The following is a 24,415-nucleotide window of genomic DNA, read 5'->3' as shown; positions in this document are numbered from 1 at the left end:
ACATGCGACGAACGGTCGAATGAAGCGGCGAATGGTGCGCCGAACGGTTGGGGGAGGAGTCAATTAGGCATTATATGGATATCTGATAATTCATCAGACAATTCCGGACCTCGGCTTCGGCCCCTGGCCTCGAACCCGGGTCCCGGACCCGACCCGTGGAGCCGCTGCCATGACCAGCACAACGAGCCGGCGGGCGGCGGCCGTCGCGGCCCTCGTCGTCGCCGCGAGCGCCGGGTGCGCGGCGGAGCACCCCGCCCCCGCGCGCCTGCCCCACCACCAGGACTCCGAGCGCCCCGGCACGCCGTCGCCCGCGGGCGGCTCCGCGACGGCGGCCCCGCACCCGTTCACGCTGGTCGCCACCGGTGACGTCCTGCCGCACTCCTCGACCATCGAGCGCGCGGCGGCGGACGCGAGCGGGGACGGCTACGACTTCCGGCCGATGCTCGCCGGGGTCAAGCCGGTGATCTCGCGGGCGGACCTGGCGATCTGCCACATGGAGACGGTGTACGGGCCGGACGGCGGGCCCTTCACCGGCTATCCGGCCTTCAAGTCGCCGCCGCAGGTGGCCGCCGCGCTCAAGGACGCCGGGTACGACTCCTGCTCGACCGCCTCCAACCACAGCCTCGACGACGGGGCCGAGGGGATCGCCCGGACCCTGGGCGCCTTCGACAAGGTGGGCCTCAAGCACACCGGTTCGGGCCGCACGGCCGGGGAGTCCGCCGCGCCGGCGCTCCTGGAGGCGGGCGGGGCGAGGGTCGCCCAGCTGGCGTACACGTACGACACCAACGGCTACCCGATGCCCGACGGGCAGCCCTGGGCCGTCCACCTCATCGACGAGGAGAAGATCCTCGCGGACGCCCGCGCGGCCCGGCGGGCCGGGGCCGATGTGGTCGTCGTCAGCCTCCACTGGGGCACCGAGTGGCAGACCGAGCCCGACGAGCAGCAGCTCCGGCTCGGCAAGGCCCTGACCGCCGCCCGCACCGGGGGGCGCCCGGACATCGACCTGATCCTGGGCACGCATGCGCACATCCCGCAGGCGTACGAGAAGGTCAACGGGACCTGGATCGTGTACGGCGAGGGCGACCAGATCGCCGGGGAGATGTTCAACAACAACGGTGAGCGGGATCCGCGCGGGAACATGAGCTCGATCGCGCGCTTCACGTTCGCGCCGCCGGGGCGCGCCGGGGCGCGCTGGGAGGTGACCCGGGCGGAGTTCATCCCCCAGTGGGTCGATCCCGACCGCGGTCGCGTGGTGTCCCTGCCGGAGGCACTTCGCGCCTCGCCGGAACGGGAGGACTACCGGCGCGCCGAGGCGGAGATCCGGGAGGCGGTGCTGGGGCGCGGGGCGGGCCGGGACGGCCTGAAGATGGCCCCCCACTGACTTCGCCTGCGGGCCGGTGGCGGGTTGCTCGCGCAGTTCCCCGCGGCCCTTTTTGGGCCCGGTCTTCGTCTGCGGGTCGGTGGCGGGTTGCTCGCGCAGTTCCCCGCGCCCCCAAACCCTCTTTCGTCTGCGGACCGTGGCCTCTTCTCGCGCAGTTCCCCGCGCCCCTGAAAACCCTCGTTCGTCTGCGGGTCGTGGCCGCTTCTCGCGCAGTTCCCCGCGCCCCTAAAGGCCTGTGGCTGAGCTGGGTTCTCCGGCTGCGGCCGACCCCCTAGGGGCGCGGGGAACTGCGCGGCCAGCCCACCACGACCCGCAGCCGAACACGGGTTTAGGGGCGCGGGGAACTGCGCGGCCAGCCGCCCACTCAGCCGCAGACGAAGACCGGGCACAAAAGGGGCGCGGGGAACTGCGCGATCAGCCACCCACACAGCCGCAGACGAAGGCCGGGCGCAACGCTACGGCACCACCGTTACCGGCCAGCGGCCGGACTTCACCAGGCGGACCGCCACCGAGCCCACGATGCGGTGGCCCGCCGACTCCGACGCACCCACCACCACCGCGTCCGCCTTGAGCTCGTCCGCCGCCGCCACAAGGCCCCCGTACGCGTCGCCCCGCAGCGTGTGGAACTCCCAGCGCACCGTCCACAGGTCCCGCACCCGCTCCGCCGCCGCCCGGATCTCCTCGGCGAGGCTCTCGGCGATCTCCCCGGTGGTGTCGGCGACCGGCGCCCCCATCGCGGCGCCCGCGGGCACCAACGGCTGGACGTACACCACCGCGAGGAGCGCGTTCTGGCGCCGCGCCAGCCCGCTCGCGTACGCCGCCGCGCGCAGCGAGGAATCGGAGCCGTCCACCCCGACGACGATGACCTTCGGACCGTCCGTACCACGTTCGAATGGTGCTGTCACACGAACGAGGCTAGCCCCCCGCCGAGGCGCGTCCGACAGGCGCCCCGCCGTGCCGCTCCCTAGAGTGCAAGGCATGAGTGTCAGCGAGGAGACGCCCATACCGGCACGGAACCGGGCGCCCGCGCGGTCCCGGTTCCTGAGCCGGGTGCCGGAGGCCTTCGCGATGTTCTTCGGCGGGCTCGGGCTGTACTGCGGGGTCATCTCGCTGGTGCCCGTGCTGCGCCGGCTGCTCCAGCCGTTCTCCTGGTTCCTCGACCGGGTGACCGTCCCCGTCAGCGCCAACCTCGCCTACGCCGTCTTCCTGCTGCTGCTCGCCGCCGCCATCGGCGCCCGCAAGAAGGTCGCCTGGTGGCTGGTGGTCGGCTACCTCGGGCTGCTCTTCCTCGCCGACGTGCTGCTCGTCGCCGTCACCGAGTGGGTGTGGGCCGCCAACGGCGTGGTGTGCGGGGCCGCGCTGCTGGTGCTGATCCTGGCGCGCCGCGAGTTCTACGCCGAGACCCGGCGCGGCGCCGTCCACCGGGCGCTGCTGGTGCTGCTCCTGGGACTGGGCGCGGGCGTCCTGGCCGGCTGGGCGCTGGTGGAGATCTTCCCCGGCACGCTCCCGCGCGGCCAGCGGCTGCTGTGGGCCACCAACCGGGTGCTCGGCGGCCTCGCCTCCGGCGGCCAGTTCGACGGCCGCCCGCCCCGCCCGCTCTACTTCTTCCTCGGACTGTTCGGCGCGATCGCGCTGCTCAGCGCGGCCACCACGCTCTTCCGCTCGCAGCGCATGGAAGCCGCGCTGCACGGCGACGAGGAGCCCCGTATCCGGGCCCTGCTGCGCTCCTACGGCCGCGACGACTCGCTCGGCTACTTCGCCACCCGCCGCGACAAGGCGGTCGTCTTCTCGCCGAGCGGCAAGGCGGCCGTCACCTACCGGGTGGAGGCCGGCGTCGCCCTGGCCAGCGGCGACCCGGTGGGCGACCCCGAGGCGTGGGGGCCCGCCATCGCCGCCTGGCTGGACGTGGCCAGGAAGTACGCCTGGGCGCCCGCCGTGATGGGCGCCTCCGAGGAGGGCGCCACCGTCTACGCCCGGCACGGGCTGAACGCCATGCAGCTGGGCGACGAGGCCATCCTGCACGTGGCCCGGTTCGACCTGGACGGCCGTGAGATGCGGGTGACCCGGCAGGCCGTGCGCCGCGTCGCCCGGACCGGCGCCACCACCCGGATCCGGCGCCACTCGGCGCTCACCGACGAGGAGATGGGGCAGATCGTCGACCGGGCCGACGCCTGGCGCGACACCGAGACCGAACGCGGCTTCTCCATGGCCCTGGACCGGCTCGGCGACCCGGCCGACGGGGACTGCCTGCTGGTGGAGGCCTTCGACGCCGAGGGCAGGCTCATCGCGCTGCTCTCGTTCGTGCCCTGGGGCCCGGACGGCATCTCGCTCGACCTGATGCGGCGCGACCGCAGCGCGCCCAACGGCGTCATGGAGTTCATGGTGGCCGAGCTCTGCGCGTACGCCCCGAAGCTCGGCATCCGGCGGATCTCGCTCAACTTCGCGGTGTTCCGCTCGGCCTTCGAGGAGGGCGCCAGGATCGGCGCGGGCCCGGTGCTGCGGCTGTGGCGCAGGCTGCTGCTGTTCTTCTCCAAGTGGTGGCAGCTGGAGGCGCTCTACCGCTCGAACGTGAAGTACCAGCCGCAGTGGTTCCCGCGCTTCCTCTGCTACGGGGACGCGGGCTCGCTCGCCCGCGTGGGCCTCGCCTCCGGCATCGCGGAGGGCTTCGTCTCCGTACCCAGCCTGCGCAAGCTGTGGGGCAAGGGGCACCCCAGGGGCGTCACCAGCCCCGTCACCACCGAGGGGCTGCCGTCCATCGAGGCGCTGGGGCTGGCCGGGGCGGACGTCGAGCGGGCGGGGGAGCGGCGGCTGCCCGAGCAGGTGCGGGTGCGCCACCGCAAGCTGGAGCGGCTGCGCGCCGAGGGCGCCGAACCGTATCCGGTGGTCATCCCCTCCCGTACGCACACCCTGGCCGAGCTGCGGGCCAGCGGTGCGGGGACGGCCGCGACGGTGGCCGGGCGGGTGCTCGCCGTGCGCGACTTCGGCGGGGTCGTCTTCGTGGTGCTGCGCGACTGGTCCGGCGACCTCCAGCTCGCCCTCACCCGGGACGGCACCGGCGCCGAGGTGCTCGACCACTTCACCCGCGATGTCGACCTCGGCGACCACATCAGCGCCACGGGCACCACCGGCACCACGGCCAAGGGCGAGTACTCGCTGTTCGTGACCGGCTGGCAGATGACCGGGAAGTGCCTGCGCCCGCTGCCCGACAAACGGCTCGGGCTGGCCGACCCCGAGGCGCGGGTGCGCCGCCGCTACCTCGACCTGGTGGCCCGGCCCGAGGCCCGTGAGGTCGTACGGGCGCGCTCCACCGCCGTACAGGCGCTGCGCCAGGGCCTGCTCGACCGGGGCTATCTGGAGGTCGAGACCCCGATGCTCCAGCAGATCCACGGCGGCGCCAACGCCCGCCCCTTCACCACCCACATCAACGCCTACGACCTGGACCTGTATCTGCGCATCGCCCCCGAGCTGTATCTCAAGCGGCTGTGCGTCGGCGGCGTCGAGAAGGTCTTCGAGATGGGCCGCACCTTCCGCAACGAGGGCGTCTCGTACAAGCACAACCCCGAGTTCACGATGCTGGAGGCCTACCAGGCCTTCGCCGACTACGACGTGATGCTCGATCTGACCCGCGAGCTCATCCAGGGCGCGGCGACCGCCGCGTTCGGCGCGCCGGTGGCCCGCAAGGCCGGGCCCGACGGGCGGCTGGTGGAGCACGACATCTCCGGCCCCTGGCCGGTGAAGACGCTGTACGGGGCGCTCTCCGAGGCGCTGGGCGAGGAGGTCGGCGCCGACACCGACGAGCGCGAGCTGCGCCGGCTGTGCGACAAGGCGGGGGTCCCGCACACCCCCGAGAACAGCCGGGGCGACGTGGCCCTGGAGATGTACGAGCGGCTGGTCGAGGAGCGGACCCAGCTGCCCACCTTCTACAAGGACTTCCCCACCGACGTCTCCCCGCTCACCCGCCAGCACCGCCGTGACCCCCGGCTGGCCGAGCGCTGGGACCTGGTGGCGTTCGGCACCGAACTGGGCACCGCTTATTCAGAGTTGACCGACCCGGTGGAGCAGCGCCGGCGGCTCACCGCGCAGTCGCTGCTGGCGGCGGGCGGCGACCCGGAGGCGATGGAGCTCGACGAGGAGTTCCTGGACGCGCTGGAGTACGCCATGCCGCCCACCGGCGGGCTGGGCATCGGGGTGGACCGGCTGGTCATGTTCCTCACCGGTCTGACGATCCGTGAGACACTGCCGTTCCCGCTGGTGCGCCGCCACTGAACGACGTCACGACGGCGTTCGCGGGTACACCCCAACGGGTGTTTTCGGCCGCGCGGGCGGTGCGCTTCAGCCGCCGGGGCCGTTGACCGTGCGAGCCATGGGTCATGAAAAAGGATCAGATGCTCCCCGGGCGGCGCACCCTGCTGCGCCTCGGCGCCTGTCTGGGAGCCGCGGCCGCCCTGCGGATGCTGACCGCCGAGGACACCGGCGCCCCGGAGGGCGGGGCCGCCGGCCCCGCCGCGGGCCCGCAGGCCGCCGCGCCCCGGCTGAAGTCCTCCGCGTACCGCCTGGAGCCGATGACCGCCGAGGCGCCGCCGCAGTACCGCACGGCGCTGCCGCCGGTGCGCCGCAGGCCCTTCCTCAGCATGCCTGAGCTCGGCCCGCAGACCATGGTGCTGACCTTCGACGACGGCCCCGACCCGCGCTACACCCCGCAGATCCTGGGGACCCTGCGCGAGTACGACGTGCGCGCGATGTTCTTCGTCTGCGGCGAGATGGTCACCGACAACCGCGACCTGCTGCGCGAGATGCGCGACGACGGGCATGTGATCGGCAACCACTCCTGGACCCACCCGCTGCTCATCAAGATGTCGCGGGAGGCGGTACGCGACGAGATGACCCGGACCAGCGAGGTGGTCGAGGAGGTGCTGGGGGAGCGGCCGCAGTGGTTCCGCGCGCCCTACGGGGCCTGGAACCGCAACTCGTTCGAGATCGGCGCCGAGCTGGGCATGGAGCCGATGGGCTGGACGCTGGACACCCTCGACTGGACGACGCCCGGCACCGAGACCATCGTGCGCCGGGTGCGGGACGGCGCCGCCCCCGGCGTCGTGGTGCTCTCGCACGACGCCGGGGGCGACCGCTCGCAGAGCGTGGCGGCGCTGCGCACCTATCTGCCCCGGCTGCTGACCTCCGGCTACCACCTGCGCGTACCGCCCAAGCGGCGCTGAGCGCAGGGGGGTTCGCGGGCAGGCGCTGAGGACGGCGGTTCAGCGGGTGGCCACCATCCGGGCGTAGACGACCACGTTGCCGTCGTAGCCCTTCGCGCGGGTGAAGCCGCCGCCGCAGGTGATCACCCGCAGCTCCGGGTGCCCGGTGTCGCCGTACACCCGGGCACCCGGGAAGTTGTTCTTGTCGTAGACCTCGACGCCGTACACCTCGAAGACGGCCACATGCCCGTCGTAGCGGGTCACCTCGACGTGGTTGCCCTTCTTGAGCGAGCCCAGGCCGTAGAAGACGGCGGGGCCCCGCAGGGTGTCGACGTGGCCGACCATGACGGCGGTGCCGCGCTGGCCGGGGGCGATCGCGTTCTGGTACCAGCCGGCCAGGTTGGGGTCGTCCGGCGGCGGTGCCTGCACCCAGCCGTCCTGGTCGATGCCGACCTCGATGACGGGGGCGTCCACCTTGATCGCGGGGATCTTCACCCGGGAGGCCTGCGCGTACGGCAGCGGCTCGACCGGGGCGAGCGAGGTGGTGGGGACGAACACCTCGGGCCTGCCCGACAGCGCGGCGGCGGCCGCGGGCTGCGGGGGGCCCATCGTGACGTCGGCGCCGTTGCGCACCAGCGCCAGACCGGTGAGCATCACCAGCGCCAGCGCCCCCCACGGCGACCGCCTCCGATGCTCCGAGCCGCCCTCTTCCTGCCCCATCTCGCTCCCTCCAAAGCCCTCCGTGCCACCTGTAGGCACGGTAGGGGCGTGCTCGCACTCCGGCGATCGGAGAGGGGCGAACGGGTGGTGGCCGACAAGGCGGCCGTGGCGGGGGCCCGCCGGGGCCCGACGGGGGGCGGCAGCCGGGGTGACCCATCCGTGTCATGGTCCGATAAAAGTTCTGACGGTCTGTGACCTGCGCGTCCGTCAGATCCGCCGCCCGTCCACCGGCGTGTCGGCTCACCAGGGTGGACCAGCGCCGACATGCGAGGTGAAGAGGGTGCGGTGAGGGTTCGTCATGGGAGGCGTACTCGTCGAATTTCCCGGAGCACGGCTTTGGGGCGCCCTCCCTCGGAGGTTCAACCATGCGTGCTGCACGCGCTCTCCCGGTGGCTGTGGCCGCCTTCGCGGCGGTGGGGCTCTCGGCCCCGCTCGCCGCCGCCAACTTCGGTCCGAGCAATGTCACCGTCAACCCGAGCGCGGTGCACCCGGGCTCGACGCTGACGATCACGGCCAACGGCTGCGGCCACGGCGGCATCGTGACGTCCAACGCCTTTTCCCCCACGTCCCTGTCGGGCGGGGACACCGGGTTCGCGACCGCCAGGATCCACGACCACATCACCCCCGGGTCGTACAACCTGTCGGTCCGCTGCAACGACAACCCCAGAACGGAGACGCGCAGCTTCACCGTGCTCCCCGGCCGCGGCGCGATGGGCGGGCTCGGCGGCTCCGCCGGCCCCACCCAGACCGAGCTGGCCGTCGGCGGGTCCCTGGTGGCGCTGGCCGCCATCGGTGGTGTCGTGTTCGTGGCACGGCGCCGCCGCACAGCCGGCGGGCGGATCTGACCGGCCGAACCTCCCGGAAAGAGCCGAACCGCCGGTCGCCCCGAGTCCTGGCCAGGACTCGGGGCGACCGGCGGTTCACGGCCCTTTTCCGTGGGCGGGCCGACGGCCCTGCTCGTTCGGCCGGGCTCAGTGGTCGCGGCGGCGCAGATAGACCATCAGCCCGCCGCCCGCCACCGCGATGAGCGCGAGGCCGACCGCCATCTCGGTCATGTCGAAGCCCTGCGCACTACCGCCGAGACCGCCCCGGACGCCGCGCGAGGGCGCGGTGGTGGTGCTGATGGTGGGCCGGGTGGTGGGCCGCAGCGGCTGGATCCCGCCGGTGATGGTGAGATCGGTGGTGCCCCGCTCGCCGCCGCACATGAAGGTCACGGCGTAGGTGGCACCGCGCTTGGCGTTGAAGTCGACCTGGGCGGTCGTGGAGCTGTTCGGTGAGATGGTCACCGTGTTGAAGACGCCGGAGGAGGCGGTGGCGGTGGAGGGGCACCCGGTGACGTTCAGCGTGACCGTACCGCCGGGGGCGATGGTGGAGGGGGTCACGCTGAAGCCGAACGACGTGATGTTGCTGCCGTGCGCGCCGCCGCCGTCGGCGGCGAGAGCCGCGGCGGGGGCGGCGAGGGAGATCGCCGCGGCGCCGAGCAAAGTGGCGGAGGCGATACGTATCGCGCCCATGGACAATCCTCCGGGTCCCCGAGGCGCACTGCGGAACTGGTTTCCACATAAAGCCGGAAATGCACCTCGATGCCCGACACGCTAGGAGCGGGCGGCCCGGGCCGCGATCGCTGTCCGGCGAATGGGGCATTCCGTTCCCCCACCCGGCGGACCTGTCGGGGTGTCAACGGCGGTTTCGTCAGGTGAACAGTTCGGGGAAGAGGTCGTGGAAGGGAGCCGCGGTGGCCGACAGACCCCGGCCGAACGGGGCGTCGAAGTCCCAGATCAGGAAGAGCAGGAAGGCGATGAGCACGCTGAAAAGCCCGGCCAGCAGCAGCTCGCGCCCGGTGCGGCGGATCTGGAGAGTGAAGATCAGGCCAACGGTCACCACGGCCCCGGTGATCAGCCCGAACCAGACGACCCCCGGCATGGTGGCCCCGGCGCCCTGGCCGCGCTGGGTGCGGGCGTCGTCGACGGCCGCCACCTGGTCGACCAGCGGCTGGTAGGCCTGGCCCTCGTGGTCGTTGGCGGGCTGGTAGTCGGTGACGTCCCTGCGCAGCTTGGAGAGCAGGGTGTCCCCCCGCTCGCCGAGCTCGCCCGACACCTCCATGTGGTGCCACTCGGCGTTGACCACATAGGAGACGTACGAGTCGACGTCGGCGCGGATGCGCTCGCGGACCGGGGCCGGGTAGACATGGGCGCGCTCGCTGACCTCGTGCAGCGCCTGCGCCTCCTGGCGGACGGTCTCCGAGGCGGCGCCACGGGCCTCCCAGACGCCCGCGATGGCGAGGCCGAGGACGATCGCGTACACCACTCCCATCATCATCGTCATGTACTCCATGACGTCCGGGGTCTGGGAGGGGTCGTCGTCCTCGCGGATACGACGGTGGTTGACGACGACGATGGTCAGCACGACGGCGCACGCGGCGGCCATCGCGATGGCGAGGACGATCCAGTCCTTCACGGGGATACCTCCGGCGAGGGAGAAAAGGGAGAACGGCGCCGCGCGGCTAGCGCGAGCGGGGGCGGAGCACCGCGACGGCGATCACCGCGGGCGCCGTGATCAGCAGGGTGAGCGTCACCGTGGAGAGCCCCGGCGCGGGCTTCTTGCGCGGCTGACGGCGGTAGGCGGGCAGGGCGACCGGCCGCTTCGTCGGCGGGGTGGCCGACGGGCTCGGCGCCGGTGGCACGGGTGCGGGCGGCGCCGGAGGGGCCGGCTTGGGCGGTACGGGTGCCGCGGGCGGCACCGGTCGCGGCGCGGGCGGCCGGGGCTTGAGCGGCGGCGCCGGGGGCGGTACGGGCTTCGGCGGGGCGGGCGGAGGCGGAGGCGGCGGGGGCTGGGGCGCCGGGGGCTTGGGTTCGGGCGGTTTCGGCGGCGGGGGCTCCGGGGTGGGCGGGGGCGGCGAGGGGGTGCAGACGCCGCCCCCGGCGATCGCCACCGCCCAGTCGTCCCCGGCGCCGCCGGAGACCGACGCGTAGGCGCAGGCATCCGCGCGCGCGTACGGCGCGGGGCCGGTCAGCAGCAGGGCGAGGGCGGCCGCCGAGAGCAGCCGCTGGGCCAGACGGGTTACATGCACGCCGAGGATCATCCGGCCCTTCGGGCCGCTCGGCCATGAGAGTGCCAGGGATTCGCCTGATGGAGGGAGGTTGGCCGCATTTGCGTTTGGAACCGCACGGGCCGGTTCGGGGCGGGCGGGAAAATTCTTTCGCAGGCGTTGAACGCTCGGGGGGCCGTGACGCGTACCTAGGGCCATGAAAGGCGCACCCGGGCGCCACAACGGACAGCGGATCCAAGGGAGTTGACATGGCAACCTGGCGCAACGCCTCGCTCGCGGTGACGGCGGCGGCAGTACTGGCACTCACGGCGACGGCGTGCGGCCAGGACAAGGGAAGTGCCTCGCCGAAGGGCCAGTCGGTCGGCAACGCCGCCCCGGCGGCCGGCAGCGGCTCCGGCTACGGATACGGGGACGGCGGCTACGGCTCGGCGAACGGGGCGGCCTCCCAGGCGGCGGCCAAGTCGGCCGGGCAGCTCGCGGTGTGGGACAGCAAGGAGCTGGGCAAGGTGGTCACCGACAGCGCCGGGTTCACGCTCTACCGCTTCGACAAGGACACCGCCAGCCCGCCGAAGTCGAATTGCGACGGCGACTGCGCGAAGCTGTGGCCCGCGGTGCCCGCCGGCAGCGCCGTCGCGGCCCCCGGCACCGACGCCAGTCTCATCGGCGAGGTCAGCCGCGCCGACGGCACCAAGCAGCTGACGATCGCCGGCTGGCCGATGTACCGGTACACCAAGGACACCAAGCCCGGCGACGCGATGGGGCAGGGCGTGGGCGGCACCTGGCACGCCTCGGCCCCCGACGGCAAGAAGGCGACGCCCTCGGCGGACAGCGCGGGCGCCGGTGAGCAGGCGCCGAGCCTGCCGGGCCTGTCGGTCCGCGACGACGCCAAGCTCGGCAAGATCATCGTCGATGCCAAGGGGATGACGGTGTACCGGTTCAAGAAGGACTCGGCGTGGCCCATGAAGTCGGCCTGCACCGGGGACTGCCTGAAGAAGTGGCCGGTGGTCGCCCCGGTGGAGAAGAAGGACACCGAAGGCATCATCCAGAAGGGCTTCGTGACCTTCAACCGGCCCGACGGCATCAAGCAGCAGTCCATCAACTGCTGGCCGGTCTACACCTACGCCGGCGACAGCAAGCCCGGCGACACCAACGGCCAGGGCGTGGGCGGCACCTGGTGGGCCGTCTCGCCCGAGGGAAAGCTGATCGCCACCACCAAGTAATCGTCCCTCCAGAGCCGTCGGCCCGTCACCGTGTCCCCCGCGCGGTGGCGGGTTCGACGTGCGCCCCGGGGGATGTGACCGAATGTGTGTGTGACCAATAACGGATCGGCATTTTCCGTTTTTACTCGCCCTCCTGCCGGACGATCAGTAGCCTCAGCTCGAACACTGACCATGCACATGGCCACCACACCCCCCGCGGCGAGTTGTTGGAGACATAGATGGAGCGTCCCGCCTGGGCCCCTACGGGCATCGACATCTCGGTGCCGAGTGTGTCCCGCATCTACGACTACTACCTGGGCGGCTCGCACAACTTCGAGGTGGACCGGGAAGCCGCGCGCAAGGCCATGGAGTTCATTCCCGGACTGCCCAAGGTGATGCAGGCGAACCGGGCGTTCATGCGGCGGGCCGTCCGTTTCGCCCTGGACGAGGGAATCACCCAGTTCCTGGACATCGGCTCGGGTATCCCCACGTTCGGCAACGTCCACGAGATAGCCCAGAGCGGCGCCCCCGAGGCGCGGGTCGTCTACGTCGACCACGACCCGGTGGCCGTCGCCCACAGCAGGGCCGTCCTGGAGGGCAACGAGCGGGCGGGCGTGGTCGCCGCCGATCTGCGCAAGCCGCAGGACGTCCTGTCCAGCCCCGAGGTCGGCCGGCTGCTCGACCTGGACAAGCCGGTCGCGCTGCTCCTGGTCGCGGTCCTGCACTTCGTGGAGGACTCCGACGACCCGCGCGCCGCGGTCGCCGAGCTGCGTGACGCGCTCGCCCCCGGCAGCCTGCTGATCCTCACCCACGCCGCGTACGAGGGTATTCCGCTCAGCGAGGACCGGGCCGGCGGTGCGGTGGGCGTCTACCGCACCATCCGCAACCCGCTGGTCATGCGCACCAGCGAGGAGATCGCCACCTTCTTCGACGGGTTCGAGATGGTCGCGCCCGGTCTGGTGCAGATGCCGATGTGGCGCCCGGAGAGCTCACCGGAGCAGGAAGACGCCTATGCCTTCTCGGGGTTCGCCGGCGTGGGACGCATAGCGTGAGCACTCCGATCCGCAAGGACGGGCAGCCCGTCGATCCCGACGGCCCGGAGTCCAGGCTCAGACGGTTCGCCACGATCTGGAGCCGCGCCATCTTCCCGGTGACGGCCACCTCGCTGACCCGCCCCGAGTTCGAGCGCCATCTGCTGCCGCTGGCCCGCCGCCTCATCGAGGCGCTGCACCGCCGCCACTTCGACCCGGCGCCCGCCCACGAGGTCGGCGCCGCCCTGGTCGGCGTCCACTGCACCGACCCGGACGCGCTCAGCCGCACCCTCGGCGTCGTCGACTCCTATCTCGTCCTGTACTGCGGTACGGGCGGCGGCCTGCGGGCCGAGGAGGCGCGGGCCCGGTGTGCCCGCCTCCAGCACGCGCTGGCCGCCGGGTTCGCCCAGGCGCTGCGCGAGCGCACGCTGAGCGAGCAGGAGGCCATCGCCCGCTCGGCACTCTCCGCGCGTAGCGCCGCCGAGGAGGCCCTGCACGCCACCGAGGCCCGGTTCCGGGCGGTCTTCGAGGGCGCGGCCGTCGGCATCGGCATCGCCGACCTCGAAGGCCGCGTCCTGGAGGTCAACGAGACCCTCACCCGGATGTTCGGCGGCGTCGAGGGGCAGCTCCGCAGCCGCAACGTCAGCGAGTGGGTGCACCCCGAGGACGCGCCGCAGGTCTGGAAGCTCTACGAGGAGCTGGTGCGGGGCGAGCGCGACCACTACCGGGTCGAGAAGCCGTACTACCGGGGCGACGGCACCGTCCTGTGGACCAATCTGACGGTCTCGCTGCTGCGCGACGCCGAGGGCCGCCCCCAGTACCAGCTGGCCCTGCTCGAGGACACCACCGAGCGGCGGCTGCTCAACCTGCGGCTGCGCTACGAGGCCACCCATGACGCGCTCACGGGGCTGCCCAACCGCACCCTGTTCTTCGAGCGGCTCGACAAGGCGCTCGCGGCGGGCGAGGGCAAGCGGTTCGGGCTCTGCTACCTCGACCTCGACGGCTTCAAGGCGGTCAACGACAGCCTGGGCCACTCGGCGGGCGACCGGCTCCTGGTGGAGGTCGCCGACCGGTTGCAGAGCTGTGCGACCGGGCCGGGCGAGATGGTGGCGCGGCTGGGCGGCGACGAGTTCGTGGCGCTGACCACCGGCACCGACACCCTGCGCGAGGTCGACGAACTGGCCTCGCGCATCCTCAACGTGCTCGCCGTCCCGATCCGCCTGGAGGGCCGCGAGCTGTCCGTGCGGGGCTCGATCGGCGTGGTCGAGGGCCCGGCGGGCGAGCGCGGCCCGGCGGAGGTGCTGCGCAGCGCCGACATCACGATGTACCGGGCCAAGGCGGCGGGCGGCAACCGCTTCGAGCGGGCCGACCCGGAGGCCGACGCCCGCGCGATCACCCGGCACGGGCTCACCAACGCGCTGCCGGCGGCGCTGGAGCGCGGTGAGTTCTTCATCGAGTACCAGCCGCTGGTGCACCTGGGCGACGGCAGTGTGCACGGGGCGGAGGCGCTGGTGCGCTGGTCGCACCCGCAGCACGGGGTCCTCGGCCCGGACCGGTTCATCCCGCTCGCCGAGCACACCGGTCTGATCGTGCCGCTGGGCCGCTGGGTGATGGCGGAGTCGGTACGCCAGGCGCGGTTCTGGCAGGAGCGCCACCCGGGTTCGCGGGCGGGCGGCCCGCTGCGGGTCAACGTGAACCTCTCGCCGACCCAGCTGCACCACCCCGGTCTGGTGGCCGACACGGTGGAGGTCCTGGAGCGCTCCGGTCTGGAGCCGGGCGCGCTGTGCCTGGAGGTCACCGAGTCCGCGCTGATCGGCGCCGACGACGACCTGCTCAAGCCGCTGCGCCAGCTCGCGGACATGGGCGTGGACATCGCGCTCGACGACTTCGGCACGGGCTACTCCAACCTGGCGAACCTGCGCCGGCTGCCGGTGAGCGTGCTGAAGCTGGACCGCTCGTTCACCCAGTCCATGCAGCAGCACCCGGCCGACCCGGTCGACATCAAGATCGTCGAGGGGATCGTGTCGCTCGCCCACAGCCTGCACCTGGCCGTGACCGTCGAGGGCGTGGAGACCGGGGCGCAGGCCGAGCAGCTGCGCGAGTTGGGCTGCGACACCGCGCAGGGCTGGTACTACGCGCGTCCGGGCGCCCCGGACCGCATTCACTCGCTGGCGCTCACCGACGCGGTCTGACCCGTACCGATGCCCAGCAGGACCCGCTGCAACTCCCGCGCGGCGCGCGGCGGGTCCACGTCGCTGCGGTGGGCGAGCGCGATCGTACGGCGCAGACCCGGGCGGGCCAGCGGGGTGACCCGCAGGTCGCGGCCCGCCCGGGCGGCCACCATGCTCGGCACCACCGCGATGCCGAGCCCGGCCCGGACGAAGCCGAGCACCGCGTCCATCTCGCCGCCCTCGACCGTGAAGACCGGCTCGAAGCCCTCCGCGCGGCAGGCGGCGACGGTGAGTTCGCGCAGGTCGTAGCCGTGCCGGAACATGACGAGCGGGGCGTCGCGCAGATCGCGGACCTGGACGCGGCCGTCGCTGCCGGGGGCGGGTCCGGCGGCGGCCGAGACCACCACCAGATCCTCGTGGAAGAGCTCGACGCTGGTCAGCGCGGGGGAGCCGGGCGGCAGCGGGAGCACCACCAGGGCGAGGTCGAGCGCGCCGCGCGCGAGCTCCCGTACGAGGTCGTGGGAGCCGCCCTCCTCGATGAGGAGCTGGATGCCCGGATGGCGGTCGTGGAAGGCGCGCAGCACGTCCGGCAGCAGTCCGGTGCACAGGCTCGGGGTGGCGCCGAGACGGACCCGGCCGCGCCGCAGCTGGGCCAGCTCCTGCACCTCGATACGGGCGGTGTCCGCGTCGGCGAGGATGCGGCGGGCCAGCGGAAGCAGCGCCTCGCCCGCGTCGGTGAGCGCGATGTTGCCCCGGGCGCGGCTGAACAGCTCGGCGCCCAGCTCCTTCTCCAGCGCCCTGATCTGCTGGGAGAGCGAGGGCTGGGAGACATGGACCTGCTCGGCGGCGCGGGTGAAGTGGCGGGTCTCCGCGACGGCCACGAAGTACAGGAGCTGCTGGAACTGCATGGGAACACGATAGGACATGGCTATGGAAATGAGCGCATCCATGTCTTGGACCTCTCGGGACCTCGGCCCCTAGCGTCTATGGCATGGCTCTGGCAACGCGGACGGAACGAAAACCGTCCTTGACGCGCACGGTGTGGGACTCGACCGTCGGCAAGAAGACGGTCATGGCCGTCAGTGGTCTGATCATGCTGACGTATCTGGCCGTCCACATGTTCGGCAACCTCAAGATCTTCTTCGGTGCGGGCGACTTCAACGGGTACGCGCACTGGCTGCGCACCGTCGGCGAGCCGTTCCTGCACTACGAGTGGGCCCTGTGGATCATCCGGGTGGTGCTGGTCGCCGCCGTCGTGGCGCACGCGGTCTGCGCGTACCAGCTGAGCCGGCGCGACATCAGGGCCCGCCCGAGCCAGTACGTGCACAGGCGCCCCCGGGCGAGCTACGCCACCCGCACCATGCGCTGGGGCGGGATCATCCTCGGGCTCTTCATCGTCTGGCACATCCTGGACCTGACCACCGGCACCGCCCACCCCGGCGGCTTCCAGTCCGGGCACCCGTACCAGAACGTCATCGACACCTTCTCCACCTGGTACGGCAACACCGTCTACATCGTGGCGATGCTCGCCCTCGGACTGCACGTCCGGCACGGCTTGTGGAGCGCGGCCCAGACGCTCGGCGCGGGCAGCGCGGCCCGCGACCGGTTCCTCAAGGCCCTCGCCAACGTGCTGGCGCTGGTGCTGACCGCCGGCTTCATCGCCGTCCCCGTCGCCGTCATGACCGGAGTGGTGAGCTGAATGACCCCGTCCATCGACTACACGGCCTACACGCTCGGCGAGCCGATCGCCGACACCAAGGCGCCCTCCGGGCCCATCGCCGAGCGCTGGGACACCCGTCGCTTCGAGGCGAAGCTCGTCAACCCGGCCAACCGACGCAAGCACACCGTGATCGTCGTCGGCACCGGGCTCGCGGGCGGCTCGGCGGGGGCGACCCTGGCCGAACAGGGCTACCACGTCGTCCAGTTCTGCTTCCAGGACTCCCCGCGCCGCGCCCACTCCATCGCCGCCCAGGGCGGCATCAACGCCGCCAAGAACTACCGCAACGACGGCGACTCCATCCACCGCCTCTTCTACGACACCGTCAAGGGCGGCGACTTCCGGGCCCGCGAGTCCAACGTCCACCGCCTGGCGCAGATCTCGGTGGAGATCATCGACCAGTGCGTGGCGCAGGGCGTGCCCTTCGCACGTGAGTACGGCGGCCTCCTCGACACCCGCTCCTTCGGCGGCGTCCAGGTCTCGCGCACGTTCTACGCGCGCGGCCAGACCGGCCAGCAGCTGCTGCTCGGCGCCTACCAGGCGCTGTCGCGGCAGATCGCGGCGGGCAACGTGGAACTGCACGCGCGCACCGAGATGCTGGACCTGATCGTGGTGGACGGCCGGGCGCGCGGGATCGTGGCCCGCGACCTGGTCACGGGCCGCGTCGACACCTACTTCGCGGACGCGGTGGTGCTGGCGTCCGGCGGCTACGGCAACGTCTTCTACCTCTCCACCAACGCGATGAACTCCAACGCGACGGCCGTGTGGCGGGCGCACCGGCGCGGTGCCCTCTTCGCCAACCCCTGCTTCACCCAGATCCACCCCACCTGCATCCCGCGCACCGGCGACCACCAGTCCAAGCTGACCCTGATGAGCGAGTCGCTGCGCAACGACGGCCGCATCTGGGTGCCGAAGGCCAAGGGCGACACCCGCCCGGCCGCCGAGATCCCCGAGGAGGAGCGCGACTACTACCTGGAGCGGATCTACCCCTCCTTCGGCAACCTCGTCCCGCGCGACATCGCCTCGCGCGCCGCCAAGAACGTCTGCGACGAGGGGCGCGGGGTCGGCCCCGGCGGCCAGGGCGTCTACCTCGACTTCGCGGACGCCATCGCGCGGATGGGGCGCGACAAGGTCGAGGAGAAGTACGGCAACCTCTTCGAGATGTACGAGCGGATCACCGCCGAGAACCCGTACGAGGTGCCGATGCGGATCTACCCCGCCGTGCACTACACGATGGGCGGCCTGTGGGTCGACTACGACCTCCAGACCACCGTCCCCGGCCTGTTCGCGATCGGCGAGGCCAACTTCTCCGACCACGGCGCCAACCGGCTCGGCGCCTCGGCCCTGATGCAGGGCCTGGCCGACGGCTACTTCGTCCTCCCCTCCACGATCAACGACTATCTGGCGCGCAACCCGCACCAGGAGCCGGTGACCGCCGAGCACCCGGCGGTCGCGGAGGCGGTCGCGGAGACCGAGGACCGGCTCAACCTGCTGCTCGCCGTGGACGGCGACCGCACCCCCGACTCCTTCCACCGCGAGCTCGGCGAACTCATGTGGGAGTACTGCGGAATGGCCCGCACCGAGGAGGGGCTGCGCAAGGCGCTGGAGCGGATCCCGCAGATCCGCGACGAGTTCTGGCGCCGCATCAAGGTCCCGGGCACCGGTGAGGAGTTCAACCAGTCCCTGGAGAAGGCCAACCGCATCGTCGACTACCTGGAGCTCGCCGAGCTGATGTGCCTCGACGCGCTGCACCGCGCCGAGTCCTGCGGCGGCCACTTCCGCGAGGAGTCCCAGACCCCGGACGGCGAGGCGGCCCGCCGCGACGAGGAGTTCTCCTACGCCGCCGCCTGGGAGTTCACCGGGACCGGCACGGCCCCCGTCCTGCACAAGGAAGACCTCGTCTTCGAGTACGTCCACCCCACCCAGCGGAGCTACGCATGAAGCTCACCCTGCGCGTCTGGCGGCAGCCCAACGCCGACGCCGACGGAGCGATGTCCACCTACGAAGTGGACGGCATCTCGGCCGACATGTCCTTCCTGGAGATGCTCGACACGCTCAACGAGGAGCTCATCCTCAAGGGCGAGGACCCGGTCGCCTTCGACCACGACTGCCGCGAGGGCATCTGCGGCGCGTGCAGCCTGGTCATCAACGGCGACGCGCACGGGCCCGAGCGGACCACCACCTGCCAGCTGCACATGCGGGCCTTCGAGGACGGCGACACCATCGACGTCGAGCCGTGGCGGGCCGCCGCCTTCCCGGTCGTCAAGGACCTGGTGGTGGACCGCTCGGCCTTCGACCGGATCATCCAGGCGGGCGGCTACATCAGCGCCCCCACCGGAGCCGCGCCCGAGGCGCACGCCACCCCCGTGCCCAAGCCGGACGCCGACTCCGCCTTCGAGCACGCCGAGTGCATCGGCTGCGGCGCCTGCGTGGCGGCCTGCCCCAACGGCTCGGCCATGCTGTTCACCTCGGCCAAGGTCAACCACCTCAACGTACTGCCGCAGGGCGCGCCCGAGCGTGAGACCCGGGTGCTCGACATGGTGGGCCAGATGGACGCGGAGGGCTTCGGCGGCTGCACCCTCACCGGGGAGTGCGCCACCGCCTGCCCCAAGGGCATCCCGCTGCCGTCGATCGCGGCGATGAACAAGGAGTGGCTGCGCGCGACCAGGAAGGCGCGCAAGGTCGGCCGCTGAGGCCGGGACGCGGTGGGTGTGCCCCCGGCCTCGGGCCCGGGGCACACCTCGTCGCGTACGGCTCAGCCGCCGACGGTGATCTGCTGGGCCGGGTCGGTGGTGTCGGTGACGTCGTAGGCGGCCGAGAAGGTGGCCGTCTGGTTGCCCGTCGGACACAGGAACCCGCCGGTCCCGGTGGCGGCCACCGGCGCGTTGGCGATGGCGAGCCTGGAGGGAGCGCCGTTGGTCCAGGTGCCGTTGACGCTGGTGGGGCCGGTGGGCGAGGCGGTGAGCGTACAGCTGGCCAGGCCGCTCGTCTTGATGACGACCCCGCCCTTGGGCATGGTGAGCGCGGCCGAGACGGGCGAGCCGTTCTGGGCCGAGATGCTCCACTGGCCGTTGGTGGCGTTGCTGGTGACCGTCACGCCGACGCCGAAGATGCTGGTGGTGCAGCCGCTGAAGGTCGGCGGGTTGATGGGCGCGGAGACGGCCCCGGCGTCGTTGTGGTTGCCGGGGGCGGCCGGGATCTTGTTGGTGGCCGTTCCGTTGGGGGCGGAGGCCGAGACCGTGCAGGTCATGGTGGTGGAACCGGCCGTGAAGGTGGCCTTGCCGTTGAGCTTGGCGGTGAAGGAGTGGCCGGCCGGGGTCACGGTGGTGGATCCGGCCGAGAGGGCGCCGGCGGCGTGGGTGGCGCCGAGGGTGAGCGCGGCCGTGGCGGCTGTCAGGGCGGCGGACGCGCGGAGTCTGCGGGTTGCCATGGGGGGCTCCTCGTTCGAATGACTTCGATGGGGTGGGGGTGCGAGGAGGAACTGGGGTGACGTCATACCCGGGTGAACTTGAGAGTAAGTCCGCTTTTACGGGTCGAACAGCCGGGGATCCGCCACGAATTGACGGGCCGTCAGCTTGCCGTCCGGGGAGGTTCTGCTACTGATCGCGGCCGCTCCCGGCCGTCCGGGTGTTCAGTCCCGGAAGGCCTTCGCCAGATACGGAGCCGTGCGCCCGGTCCCCGCCGAGGCGACCTCGCGCGGCGGGCCCGCCGCAACGATCCTGCCGCCCGCGTCGCCGCCGCCCGGCCCGAGGTCGACCACCCAGTCCGCGCCCGCCACCACCGTCATGTCGTGCTCGACCACGACCACGGAGTGGCCCGCGTCGACAAGTCCGTGCAACTGGCGCAGCAGCACTTCGACATCGGCCGGGTGCAGCCCGGTCGTGGGCTCGTCCAGCAGATACAGCGTGTGCTCCCGCCGCGTTCTCTGGAGTTCGGACGCCAGCTTGATGCGCTGGGCCTCGCCGCCGGAGAGCTCGGTGGCGGGCTGGCCCAGGCGCAGATAGCCGAGGCCCACCTCCAGCAGCGCGGCCAGGCTCCGGGCGGCGGCCGGGGTGTCCGCGAAGAAGCCGGCCGCCTCCTCCACGGTCAGGTCGAGCACCTCGGCGATGGTGCGGCCCCGGTGGGTGACCTGAAGCGTCTCGGGGTTGTACCGGGCGCCGTGGCAGTTCGGGCAGGGCGTGTACGTACTCGGCAGGAACAGCAGCTCCACCGAGACGAACCCCTCGCCCTGGCAGGTCTCGCAGCGCCCGCCGGGCACGTTGAAGGAGAACCGGCCCGCCTTGTAGCCGCGCGCCCGCGCCTCGTCGGTGGCGGTGAAGAGCTTGCGTACGACGTCGAAGAGGCCGGTGTAGGTGGCGAGGTTGGAGCGGGGGGTGCGGCCGATCGGCTTCTGATCGACCGTCACCAGCCGTCCCACGCCCGGCAGTTCCCCGGTGATCTCGCCGACCAGGGTGGACTTGCCGGAGCCCGAGACGCCGGTCACCGCCGTGAAGACGCCCAGCGGCAGCTCGGCCGTCAGAGCGCGCAGATTGTGCCGGGTCACCGGTCCGACCTTCAGCCACCCCGACGGCTCGCGCACCTCGCGTACCGGCGCGGGCGCGGTGTCGAAGAGGAAGCGCCGGGTCTGCGACTCGGTGACCTCGGCCAGCTCTTTCGGCGGGCCGCTGTGCAGCACCCGCCCGCCGTGCACACCCGCAAGCGGGCCGACGTCCACCAGCCAGTCGGCGTGCCGCACCACATCGAGGTGGTGCTCGACGACGAACACCGAGTTCCCGGCCGCCTTCAGCCGGTCCAGGACCGTGAGCAGGGCCTCGGTGTCGGCCGGGTGCAGCCCCGCCGACGGCTCGTCCAGCACGTACACCACCCCGAAGAGCCCCGACCGCAGCTGGGTGGCGAGCCGCAGCCGCTGCAACTCCCCGGCGGAGAGGGTGGGCGCGGTCCGGTCCAGGCTCAGGTAGCCGAGGCCGAGCTCGGTGACGGGGTCGATCCGGCTCAGCAGGTCGGCCGTCAGGACCTCGGCGGTGGGTCCCGCGTCGGCCGACCGCAGCACCTCGGCCAGCGAGTCGAGCGGGAGGGCCGCCAGCTGTGCGATGGTGCGGCCCGCGAAGGTGACCGCGAGGGCCTCGGGCCGCAGCCTGCTGCCGCCGCAGACCGGGCAGTCGGCGGCGGTGAGGAACCGCTCCGCCTTCGTGCGCAGTGCCGGGCTCTTGCTCTCGGCGAACGTCTTCATCACATAGCGGTGGGCGCTCATGTACGTGCCCTGGTACGGGCGTTGGATACGGTCCGCGTCGCGCACTGGGTGCACGGTGACTACCGGCTGCTCGTCCGTGAACAGGATCCACCGGCGGTCCGCCGCGTCCAGTTCGCGCCAGGGCCGGTCGACGTCGTATCCGAGCGCGTCGAGGACGTCGCGCAGGTTCTTGCCCTGCCAGGCGCCCGGCCAGGCCGCGATCGCGCCGTCGCGGATCGACAGCGACGGGTCGGGGACCAGCAGCTCCTCGCTGGTGCGGTGGACCCGGCCCAGGCCGTGGCACTCGGGGCAGGCCCCGGCCGTGGTGTTGGGCGAGAAGGCGTCCGAGTCCAGGCGCGCGGCGCCCGGCGGATAGCTGCCCGCGCGGGAGAACAGCATCCGCAGCGAGTTGGAGAGCGTGGTGACGGTGCCGACCGAGGAGCGCGAGGTCGGCGACGAGCGCCGCTGCTCCAGGGAGACGGCGGGCGGCAGCCCCGAGATCTCCGCCACCTTCGGCGCGCCCACCTGGTGGATGAGCCGCCGGGCGTACGGCGCCACCGACTCGAAGTAGCGGCGCTGCGCCTCCGCGTAGAGGGTCCCGAAGGCGAGCGAGGACTTCCCCGAGCCGGAGACTCCGGTGAAGACCGCGAGCGCGTCCCGGGGGATGTCCACGTCGACCCCGCGCAGATTGTGCTCACGGGCGCCCCTGACCCGCACGAAGGGGTCATGGGCGCGGTCGCTCGGGTCGCTGTCGGGTCGCGCGGGGCTTCGCATACCGGAAATTCTAGGCTCAGGCGCTGGTCAGGCCCGCGAGCCGGGCGAGCCGCCGGTAGGAGTCGAGCATGGCCGTGCGGTCGTACGTGCTGGTGGTGACGAGGTACTCGTCGGCCGCGCTGCGCGAGAGGAGCTTGTCCAGGGTGTCCGCGACCTGGTCCTCGGTGCCGTGGATCTGGCCGTGCAGCGCCTCCTCGTACAGCGTCCGCTCGCGCTCCGTCATCGCCGCCGCCTCGACGTCCTCGGCGGGGGAGAGCGGCGGGAAGGCGCCGCGGGTGCGCGAGTACGCCGTGGACCACGCCTGGGGCAGCAGGAGGCGGTGGGCCTCCTCGGTGGTGGCGGCGACCGCCACCGTGCCGGAGAGCACCACGTACGGCCGCTCGCCCCAGGCGGAGGGGCGGAAGGCCGCGCGGTAGTCGTCGATCACCCGCAGCATGGCGTCCTCGCCGCGCACGTTGGCGATGACCAGCGGCAGCCCCGCCTCGGCGGCGACCCGGGCGCCCTGGCCGGTGGCGAGCACGAACGCCGGGACGCGCAGCCCCTCGGCGGGGCGCGCGTGCACCTGCGGGTGGGCCGTCTGCGTACCGTCGAAGTAGCCGAGGAGCTCGGCGAGGCGCTCGGGGAACGCGTCGGCGTCCTCCTTGCCACGGCCCAGCGCCTTGCGGATGCCGTCGGTGAAGCCCACCGAGCGGCCCAGGCCCATGTCGATGCGGCCGGGGAACAGCGACTCCAGGACGCCGAACTGCTCGGCCACCACCAGCGGTTGGTGGTTGGGGAGCATCACCCCGCCGGTGCCGACCCGGATCGTGGCGGTCGCGGCGGCGACGGCCGCGGCGAGCACGGTCGGCGCGGAGCCCGCGACGCCCGGCACGCTGTGGTGCTCGGAGACCCAGAAGCGGTGGTAGCCGAGCCGCTCGGCCTCCTGGGCGAAGGCCACGGTGTCCCGCAGCGCTCGCGGGCCGTCGTGTCCCGCGCGGATACGGGAGCGGTCCAGGACGGAGAAGCGCGTCGACGCGATCACTGAGCTCACACCGCCTTCAACGTCTGCGCGGCGCCAGGATTCCCCACCACGCGTCCTAGGCTGGCCGCATGACGCAGAACACCAGGCCACTGGCCGTATTCGACCTGGACGGCACGCTCGCGGACAGCGGTCACCGCCAGCACTTCCTGGAGGGCGCGGGGCGCGACTGGAAGGCGTTCTTCGCCGCCGCCCCGGCCGACCCTCCGCTGGCGGAGGGCATCGCGCTGTGTCTGGCGGCCGCCCAGGAGTGCGAGGTCGTCTACCTCACCGGCCGGCCCGAGCGCTGCCGCCGGGACACCCTGGTGTGGCTGGCCGCGCAGGGCCTGCCCGAGGGGGCGCTGCACATGCGGCCGAACGCCGACCGCAGGCCCGCCCGGACCGCCAAGCTGGAGCTGCTGCGCCGCCTCGGCGCGGGGCGCGAGGTGCGGATGCTGGTGGACGACGACGAGCTGGTGTGCGACGCCGCCGAACGGGCGGGTTTCCGGGTCGTCCGGGCGCGGTGGGCCGCGCCCACCGAGACGCTGAAGGACGCGCAGGAGCGCGAGGGGCGGACCTGAGCGACCACCCCTCGCCCCGGGATCTCACACCTCCTGGTCGTCGTCCAGTCGGAAGCCGACCTTCAGACCCACCTGGTAGTGCTCGATCTGCCCGCCCGCGATCTGGCCGCGTACCTGGGTCACCTCGAACCAGTCGAGATTGCGCAAGGTCTGCGCGGCGCGGGCGACGCCGTTGCGGATGGCCTGGTCGACGCCCTCGGGGGAGGTGCCGACGATCTCGGTGACGCGGTACGTGTGGTTGGACATGGAGGTGCACTCCTCTTCGTCGCGTCCCTCCACCGTGCCCCACCTCGCGCCGCTTCGCGAGGCGTCGCGCCGGACGCGGGCGCGGCCTCGGTTCCGTAACGGGGCTTGACCGGTCCATTGGTACAGA

Annotated in this window: 21 protein-coding genes; 11 read left to right on the top strand and 10 right to left on the bottom strand. The window is 72.4% G+C overall.

The window, feature by feature from the left end; genetic code table 11:
• The first annotated feature begins 169 nt into the window (after positions 1-169).
• Positions 170-1,381 (top strand): CapA family protein, encoded by a 1,212-nt coding sequence (locus tag ABD236_RS14905; protein WP_344074115.1) that lies wholly within the window; start codon positions 170-172, stop codon positions 1,379-1,381.
• Positions 1,382-1,836: 455 nt separating this feature from the next.
• On the opposite strand, the gene ABD236_RS14900 is transcribed toward ABD236_RS14905, so the two are convergent.
• Complete coding sequence (locus ABD236_RS14900) at positions 1,837-2,286, bottom strand: universal stress protein (protein ID WP_344074114.1); 450 nt, start codon at positions 2,284-2,286, stop codon at positions 1,837-1,839.
• Positions 2,287-2,359: 73 nt separating this feature from the next.
• Between ABD236_RS14900 and lysX the strand changes: the two genes are divergently transcribed.
• Together lysX and ABD236_RS14890 are read left to right on the top strand one after the other, a co-directional pair.
• Positions 2,360-5,647: a bifunctional lysylphosphatidylglycerol synthetase/lysine--tRNA ligase LysX gene (gene lysX, locus ABD236_RS14895; protein ID WP_344074113.1), complete on the top strand. Its 3,288-nt coding sequence runs from the start codon at positions 2,360-2,362 to the stop codon at positions 5,645-5,647.
• A 104-nt stretch (positions 5,648-5,751) separates the two neighbouring features.
• A complete protein-coding gene (locus ABD236_RS14890; protein WP_344074112.1) occupies positions 5,752-6,594 on the top strand; it encodes a polysaccharide deacetylase family protein in 843 nt (280 codons plus the stop codon).
• Between the two features lie 39 nt (positions 6,595-6,633).
• Here ABD236_RS14890 and ABD236_RS14885 read toward each other — a convergent pair whose 3' ends face one another.
• On the bottom strand, positions 6,634-7,293 hold the full coding sequence (locus ABD236_RS14885; protein ID WP_344074111.1) for a class F sortase: 660 nt from the start codon (positions 7,291-7,293) through the stop codon (positions 6,634-6,636).
• A gap of 365 nt (positions 7,294-7,658) precedes the next feature.
• Here ABD236_RS14885 and ABD236_RS14880 point away from each other — a divergent pair, with 365 nt between their 5' ends.
• Positions 7,659-8,138 carry a hypothetical protein gene (locus ABD236_RS14880; RefSeq protein ID WP_344074110.1) on the top strand — a complete coding sequence of 160 codons (480 nt, stop codon included), beginning with the start codon at positions 7,659-7,661 and terminating at the stop codon, positions 8,136-8,138.
• Between the two features lie 126 nt (positions 8,139-8,264).
• On the opposite strand, the gene ABD236_RS14875 is transcribed toward ABD236_RS14880, so the two are convergent.
• The 3 genes from ABD236_RS14875 to ABD236_RS14865 form a co-directional block, all read right to left on the bottom strand.
• On the bottom strand, positions 8,265-8,807 hold the full coding sequence (locus tag ABD236_RS14875; protein ID WP_344074109.1) for a hypothetical protein: 543 nt from the start codon (positions 8,805-8,807) through the stop codon (positions 8,265-8,267).
• Positions 8,808-8,985: 178 nt separating this feature from the next.
• Entirely contained in the window at positions 8,986-9,750 is a 765-nt protein-coding gene (locus ABD236_RS14870; RefSeq protein WP_344074108.1) for a bestrophin-like domain, read from the bottom strand.
• A 46-nt stretch (positions 9,751-9,796) separates the two neighbouring features.
• A complete protein-coding gene (locus ABD236_RS14865; RefSeq protein ID WP_344074107.1) occupies positions 9,797-10,363 on the bottom strand; it encodes a hypothetical protein in 567 nt (188 codons plus the stop codon).
• 227 nt (positions 10,364-10,590) lie between these two features.
• On the opposite strand from ABD236_RS14865, the gene ABD236_RS14860 reads away from it, so the two are divergent.
• From ABD236_RS14860 to ABD236_RS14850, 3 genes are all read left to right on the top strand, one after another.
• Positions 10,591-11,562, top strand: a complete 972-nt coding sequence (locus ABD236_RS14860; RefSeq protein WP_344074106.1) for an SCO0930 family lipoprotein — start codon at positions 10,591-10,593, stop codon at positions 11,560-11,562.
• A 218-nt stretch (positions 11,563-11,780) separates the two neighbouring features.
• Positions 11,781-12,593 carry an SAM-dependent methyltransferase gene (locus ABD236_RS14855; protein ID WP_344074105.1) on the top strand — a complete coding sequence of 271 codons (813 nt, stop codon included), beginning with the start codon at positions 11,781-11,783 and terminating at the stop codon, positions 12,591-12,593.
• The gene (locus tag ABD236_RS14850) at positions 12,590-14,764 is read left to right on the top strand and encodes a putative bifunctional diguanylate cyclase/phosphodiesterase (RefSeq protein ID WP_344074104.1); all 2,175 of its coding nucleotides are present in this window, start codon (positions 12,590-12,592) and stop codon (positions 14,762-14,764) included. The genes ABD236_RS14855 and ABD236_RS14850 overlap by 4 nt, the downstream gene beginning before the upstream one ends.
• On the opposite strand, the gene ABD236_RS14845 is transcribed toward ABD236_RS14850, so the two are convergent.
• Positions 14,734-15,651, bottom strand: coding sequence for a LysR family transcriptional regulator (locus ABD236_RS14845; RefSeq protein WP_344074103.1), 918 nt, complete (start codon positions 15,649-15,651; stop codon positions 14,734-14,736). The genes ABD236_RS14850 and ABD236_RS14845 overlap by 31 nt on opposite strands.
• Positions 15,652-15,734: 83 nt before the next feature.
• On the opposite strand from ABD236_RS14845, the gene ABD236_RS14840 reads away from it, so the two are divergent.
• From ABD236_RS14840 to ABD236_RS14830, 3 genes are read left to right on the top strand one after another with little or no spacing between them, the layout of a single operon-like run.
• A complete protein-coding gene (locus ABD236_RS14840) occupies positions 15,735-16,442 on the top strand; it encodes a succinate dehydrogenase (protein WP_344074102.1) in 708 nt (235 codons plus the stop codon).
• Complete coding sequence (locus ABD236_RS14835) at positions 16,443-18,401, top strand: fumarate reductase/succinate dehydrogenase flavoprotein subunit (RefSeq protein ID WP_344074101.1); 1,959 nt, start codon at positions 16,443-16,445, stop codon at positions 18,399-18,401. It begins immediately after the preceding gene.
• Positions 18,398-19,153 (top strand): succinate dehydrogenase/fumarate reductase iron-sulfur subunit, encoded by a 756-nt coding sequence (locus ABD236_RS14830; protein WP_344074100.1) that lies wholly within the window; start codon positions 18,398-18,400, stop codon positions 19,151-19,153. The genes ABD236_RS14835 and ABD236_RS14830 overlap by 4 nt, the downstream gene beginning before the upstream one ends.
• Positions 19,154-19,215: 62 nt before the next feature.
• Here ABD236_RS14830 and ABD236_RS14825 read toward each other — a convergent pair whose 3' ends face one another.
• The 3 genes from ABD236_RS14825 to ABD236_RS14815 all read right to left on the bottom strand — a co-directional run bounded on the left by ABD236_RS14825 (position 19,216) and on the right by ABD236_RS14815 (position 23,494).
• Positions 19,216-19,890: a hypothetical protein gene (locus tag ABD236_RS14825; protein WP_344074099.1), complete on the bottom strand. Its 675-nt coding sequence runs from the start codon at positions 19,888-19,890 to the stop codon at positions 19,216-19,218.
• Positions 19,891-20,091: 201 nt separating this feature from the next.
• Complete coding sequence (locus ABD236_RS14820) at positions 20,092-22,464, bottom strand: ATP-binding cassette domain-containing protein (RefSeq protein ID WP_344074098.1); 2,373 nt, start codon at positions 22,462-22,464, stop codon at positions 20,092-20,094.
• A 16-nt stretch (positions 22,465-22,480) separates the two neighbouring features.
• Entirely contained in the window at positions 22,481-23,494 is a 1,014-nt protein-coding gene (locus ABD236_RS14815; RefSeq protein ID WP_344074097.1) for an LLM class flavin-dependent oxidoreductase, read from the bottom strand.
• 59 nt (positions 23,495-23,553) lie between these two features.
• Between ABD236_RS14815 and ABD236_RS14810 the strand changes: the two genes are divergently transcribed.
• Positions 23,554-24,042 carry a phosphatase domain-containing protein gene (locus ABD236_RS14810; protein ID WP_344074096.1) on the top strand — a complete coding sequence of 163 codons (489 nt, stop codon included), beginning with the start codon at positions 23,554-23,556 and terminating at the stop codon, positions 24,040-24,042.
• Between the two features lie 24 nt (positions 24,043-24,066).
• Here the strand turns inward: ABD236_RS14810 and ABD236_RS14805 are convergent, their stop codons facing one another.
• Positions 24,067-24,288: a dodecin gene (locus ABD236_RS14805; protein WP_344074095.1), complete on the bottom strand. Its 222-nt coding sequence runs from the start codon at positions 24,286-24,288 to the stop codon at positions 24,067-24,069.
• Between the last annotated feature and the right edge of the window lie 127 nt (positions 24,289-24,415).

This window comes from Streptomyces crystallinus, assembly GCF_039521265.1.
Taxonomy (GTDB): domain Bacteria; phylum Actinomycetota; class Actinomycetes; order Streptomycetales; family Streptomycetaceae; genus Streptomyces; species Streptomyces crystallinus.
The sequence above is the reverse complement of the archived record's forward strand: the minus strand, read 5'-3'. Positions and strand labels throughout refer to the sequence as shown.

Coding starts and splice junctions, on each gene's coding strand:
- ABD236_RS14820 (WP_344074098.1), bottom strand. CDS start 22,464: ATGCGAAGCCCCGCGCGACCCGACAGCGACCCGAGCGACCGCGCCCAT.
- ABD236_RS14885 (WP_344074111.1), bottom strand. CDS start 7,293: ATGGGGCAGGAAGAGGGCGGCTCGGAGCATCGGAGGCGGTCGCCGTGG.
- ABD236_RS14905 (WP_344074115.1), top strand. CDS start 170: ATGACCAGCACAACGAGCCGGCGGGCGGCGGCCGTCGCGGCCCTCGTC.
- ABD236_RS14880 (WP_344074110.1), top strand. CDS start 7,659: ATGCGTGCTGCACGCGCTCTCCCGGTGGCTGTGGCCGCCTTCGCGGCG.
- ABD236_RS14845 (WP_344074103.1), bottom strand. CDS start 15,651: ATGCAGTTCCAGCAGCTCCTGTACTTCGTGGCCGTCGCGGAGACCCGC.
- ABD236_RS14840 (WP_344074102.1), top strand. CDS start 15,735: ATGGCTCTGGCAACGCGGACGGAACGAAAACCGTCCTTGACGCGCACG.
- ABD236_RS14860 (WP_344074106.1), top strand. CDS start 10,591: ATGGCAACCTGGCGCAACGCCTCGCTCGCGGTGACGGCGGCGGCAGTA.
- ABD236_RS14855 (WP_344074105.1), top strand. CDS start 11,781: ATGGAGCGTCCCGCCTGGGCCCCTACGGGCATCGACATCTCGGTGCCG.
- ABD236_RS14825 (WP_344074099.1), bottom strand. CDS start 19,890: ATGGCAACCCGCAGACTCCGCGCGTCCGCCGCCCTGACAGCCGCCACG.
- ABD236_RS14830 (WP_344074100.1), top strand. CDS start 18,398: ATGAAGCTCACCCTGCGCGTCTGGCGGCAGCCCAACGCCGACGCCGAC.
- ABD236_RS14835 (WP_344074101.1), top strand. CDS start 16,443: ATGACCCCGTCCATCGACTACACGGCCTACACGCTCGGCGAGCCGATC.
- ABD236_RS14890 (WP_344074112.1), top strand. CDS start 5,752: ATGAAAAAGGATCAGATGCTCCCCGGGCGGCGCACCCTGCTGCGCCTC.
- ABD236_RS14875 (WP_344074109.1), bottom strand. CDS start 8,807: ATGGGCGCGATACGTATCGCCTCCGCCACTTTGCTCGGCGCCGCGGCG.
- ABD236_RS14810 (WP_344074096.1), top strand. CDS start 23,554: ATGACGCAGAACACCAGGCCACTGGCCGTATTCGACCTGGACGGCACG.
- lysX (WP_344074113.1), top strand. CDS start 2,360: ATGAGTGTCAGCGAGGAGACGCCCATACCGGCACGGAACCGGGCGCCC.
- ABD236_RS14805 (WP_344074095.1), bottom strand. CDS start 24,288: ATGTCCAACCACACGTACCGCGTCACCGAGATCGTCGGCACCTCCCCC.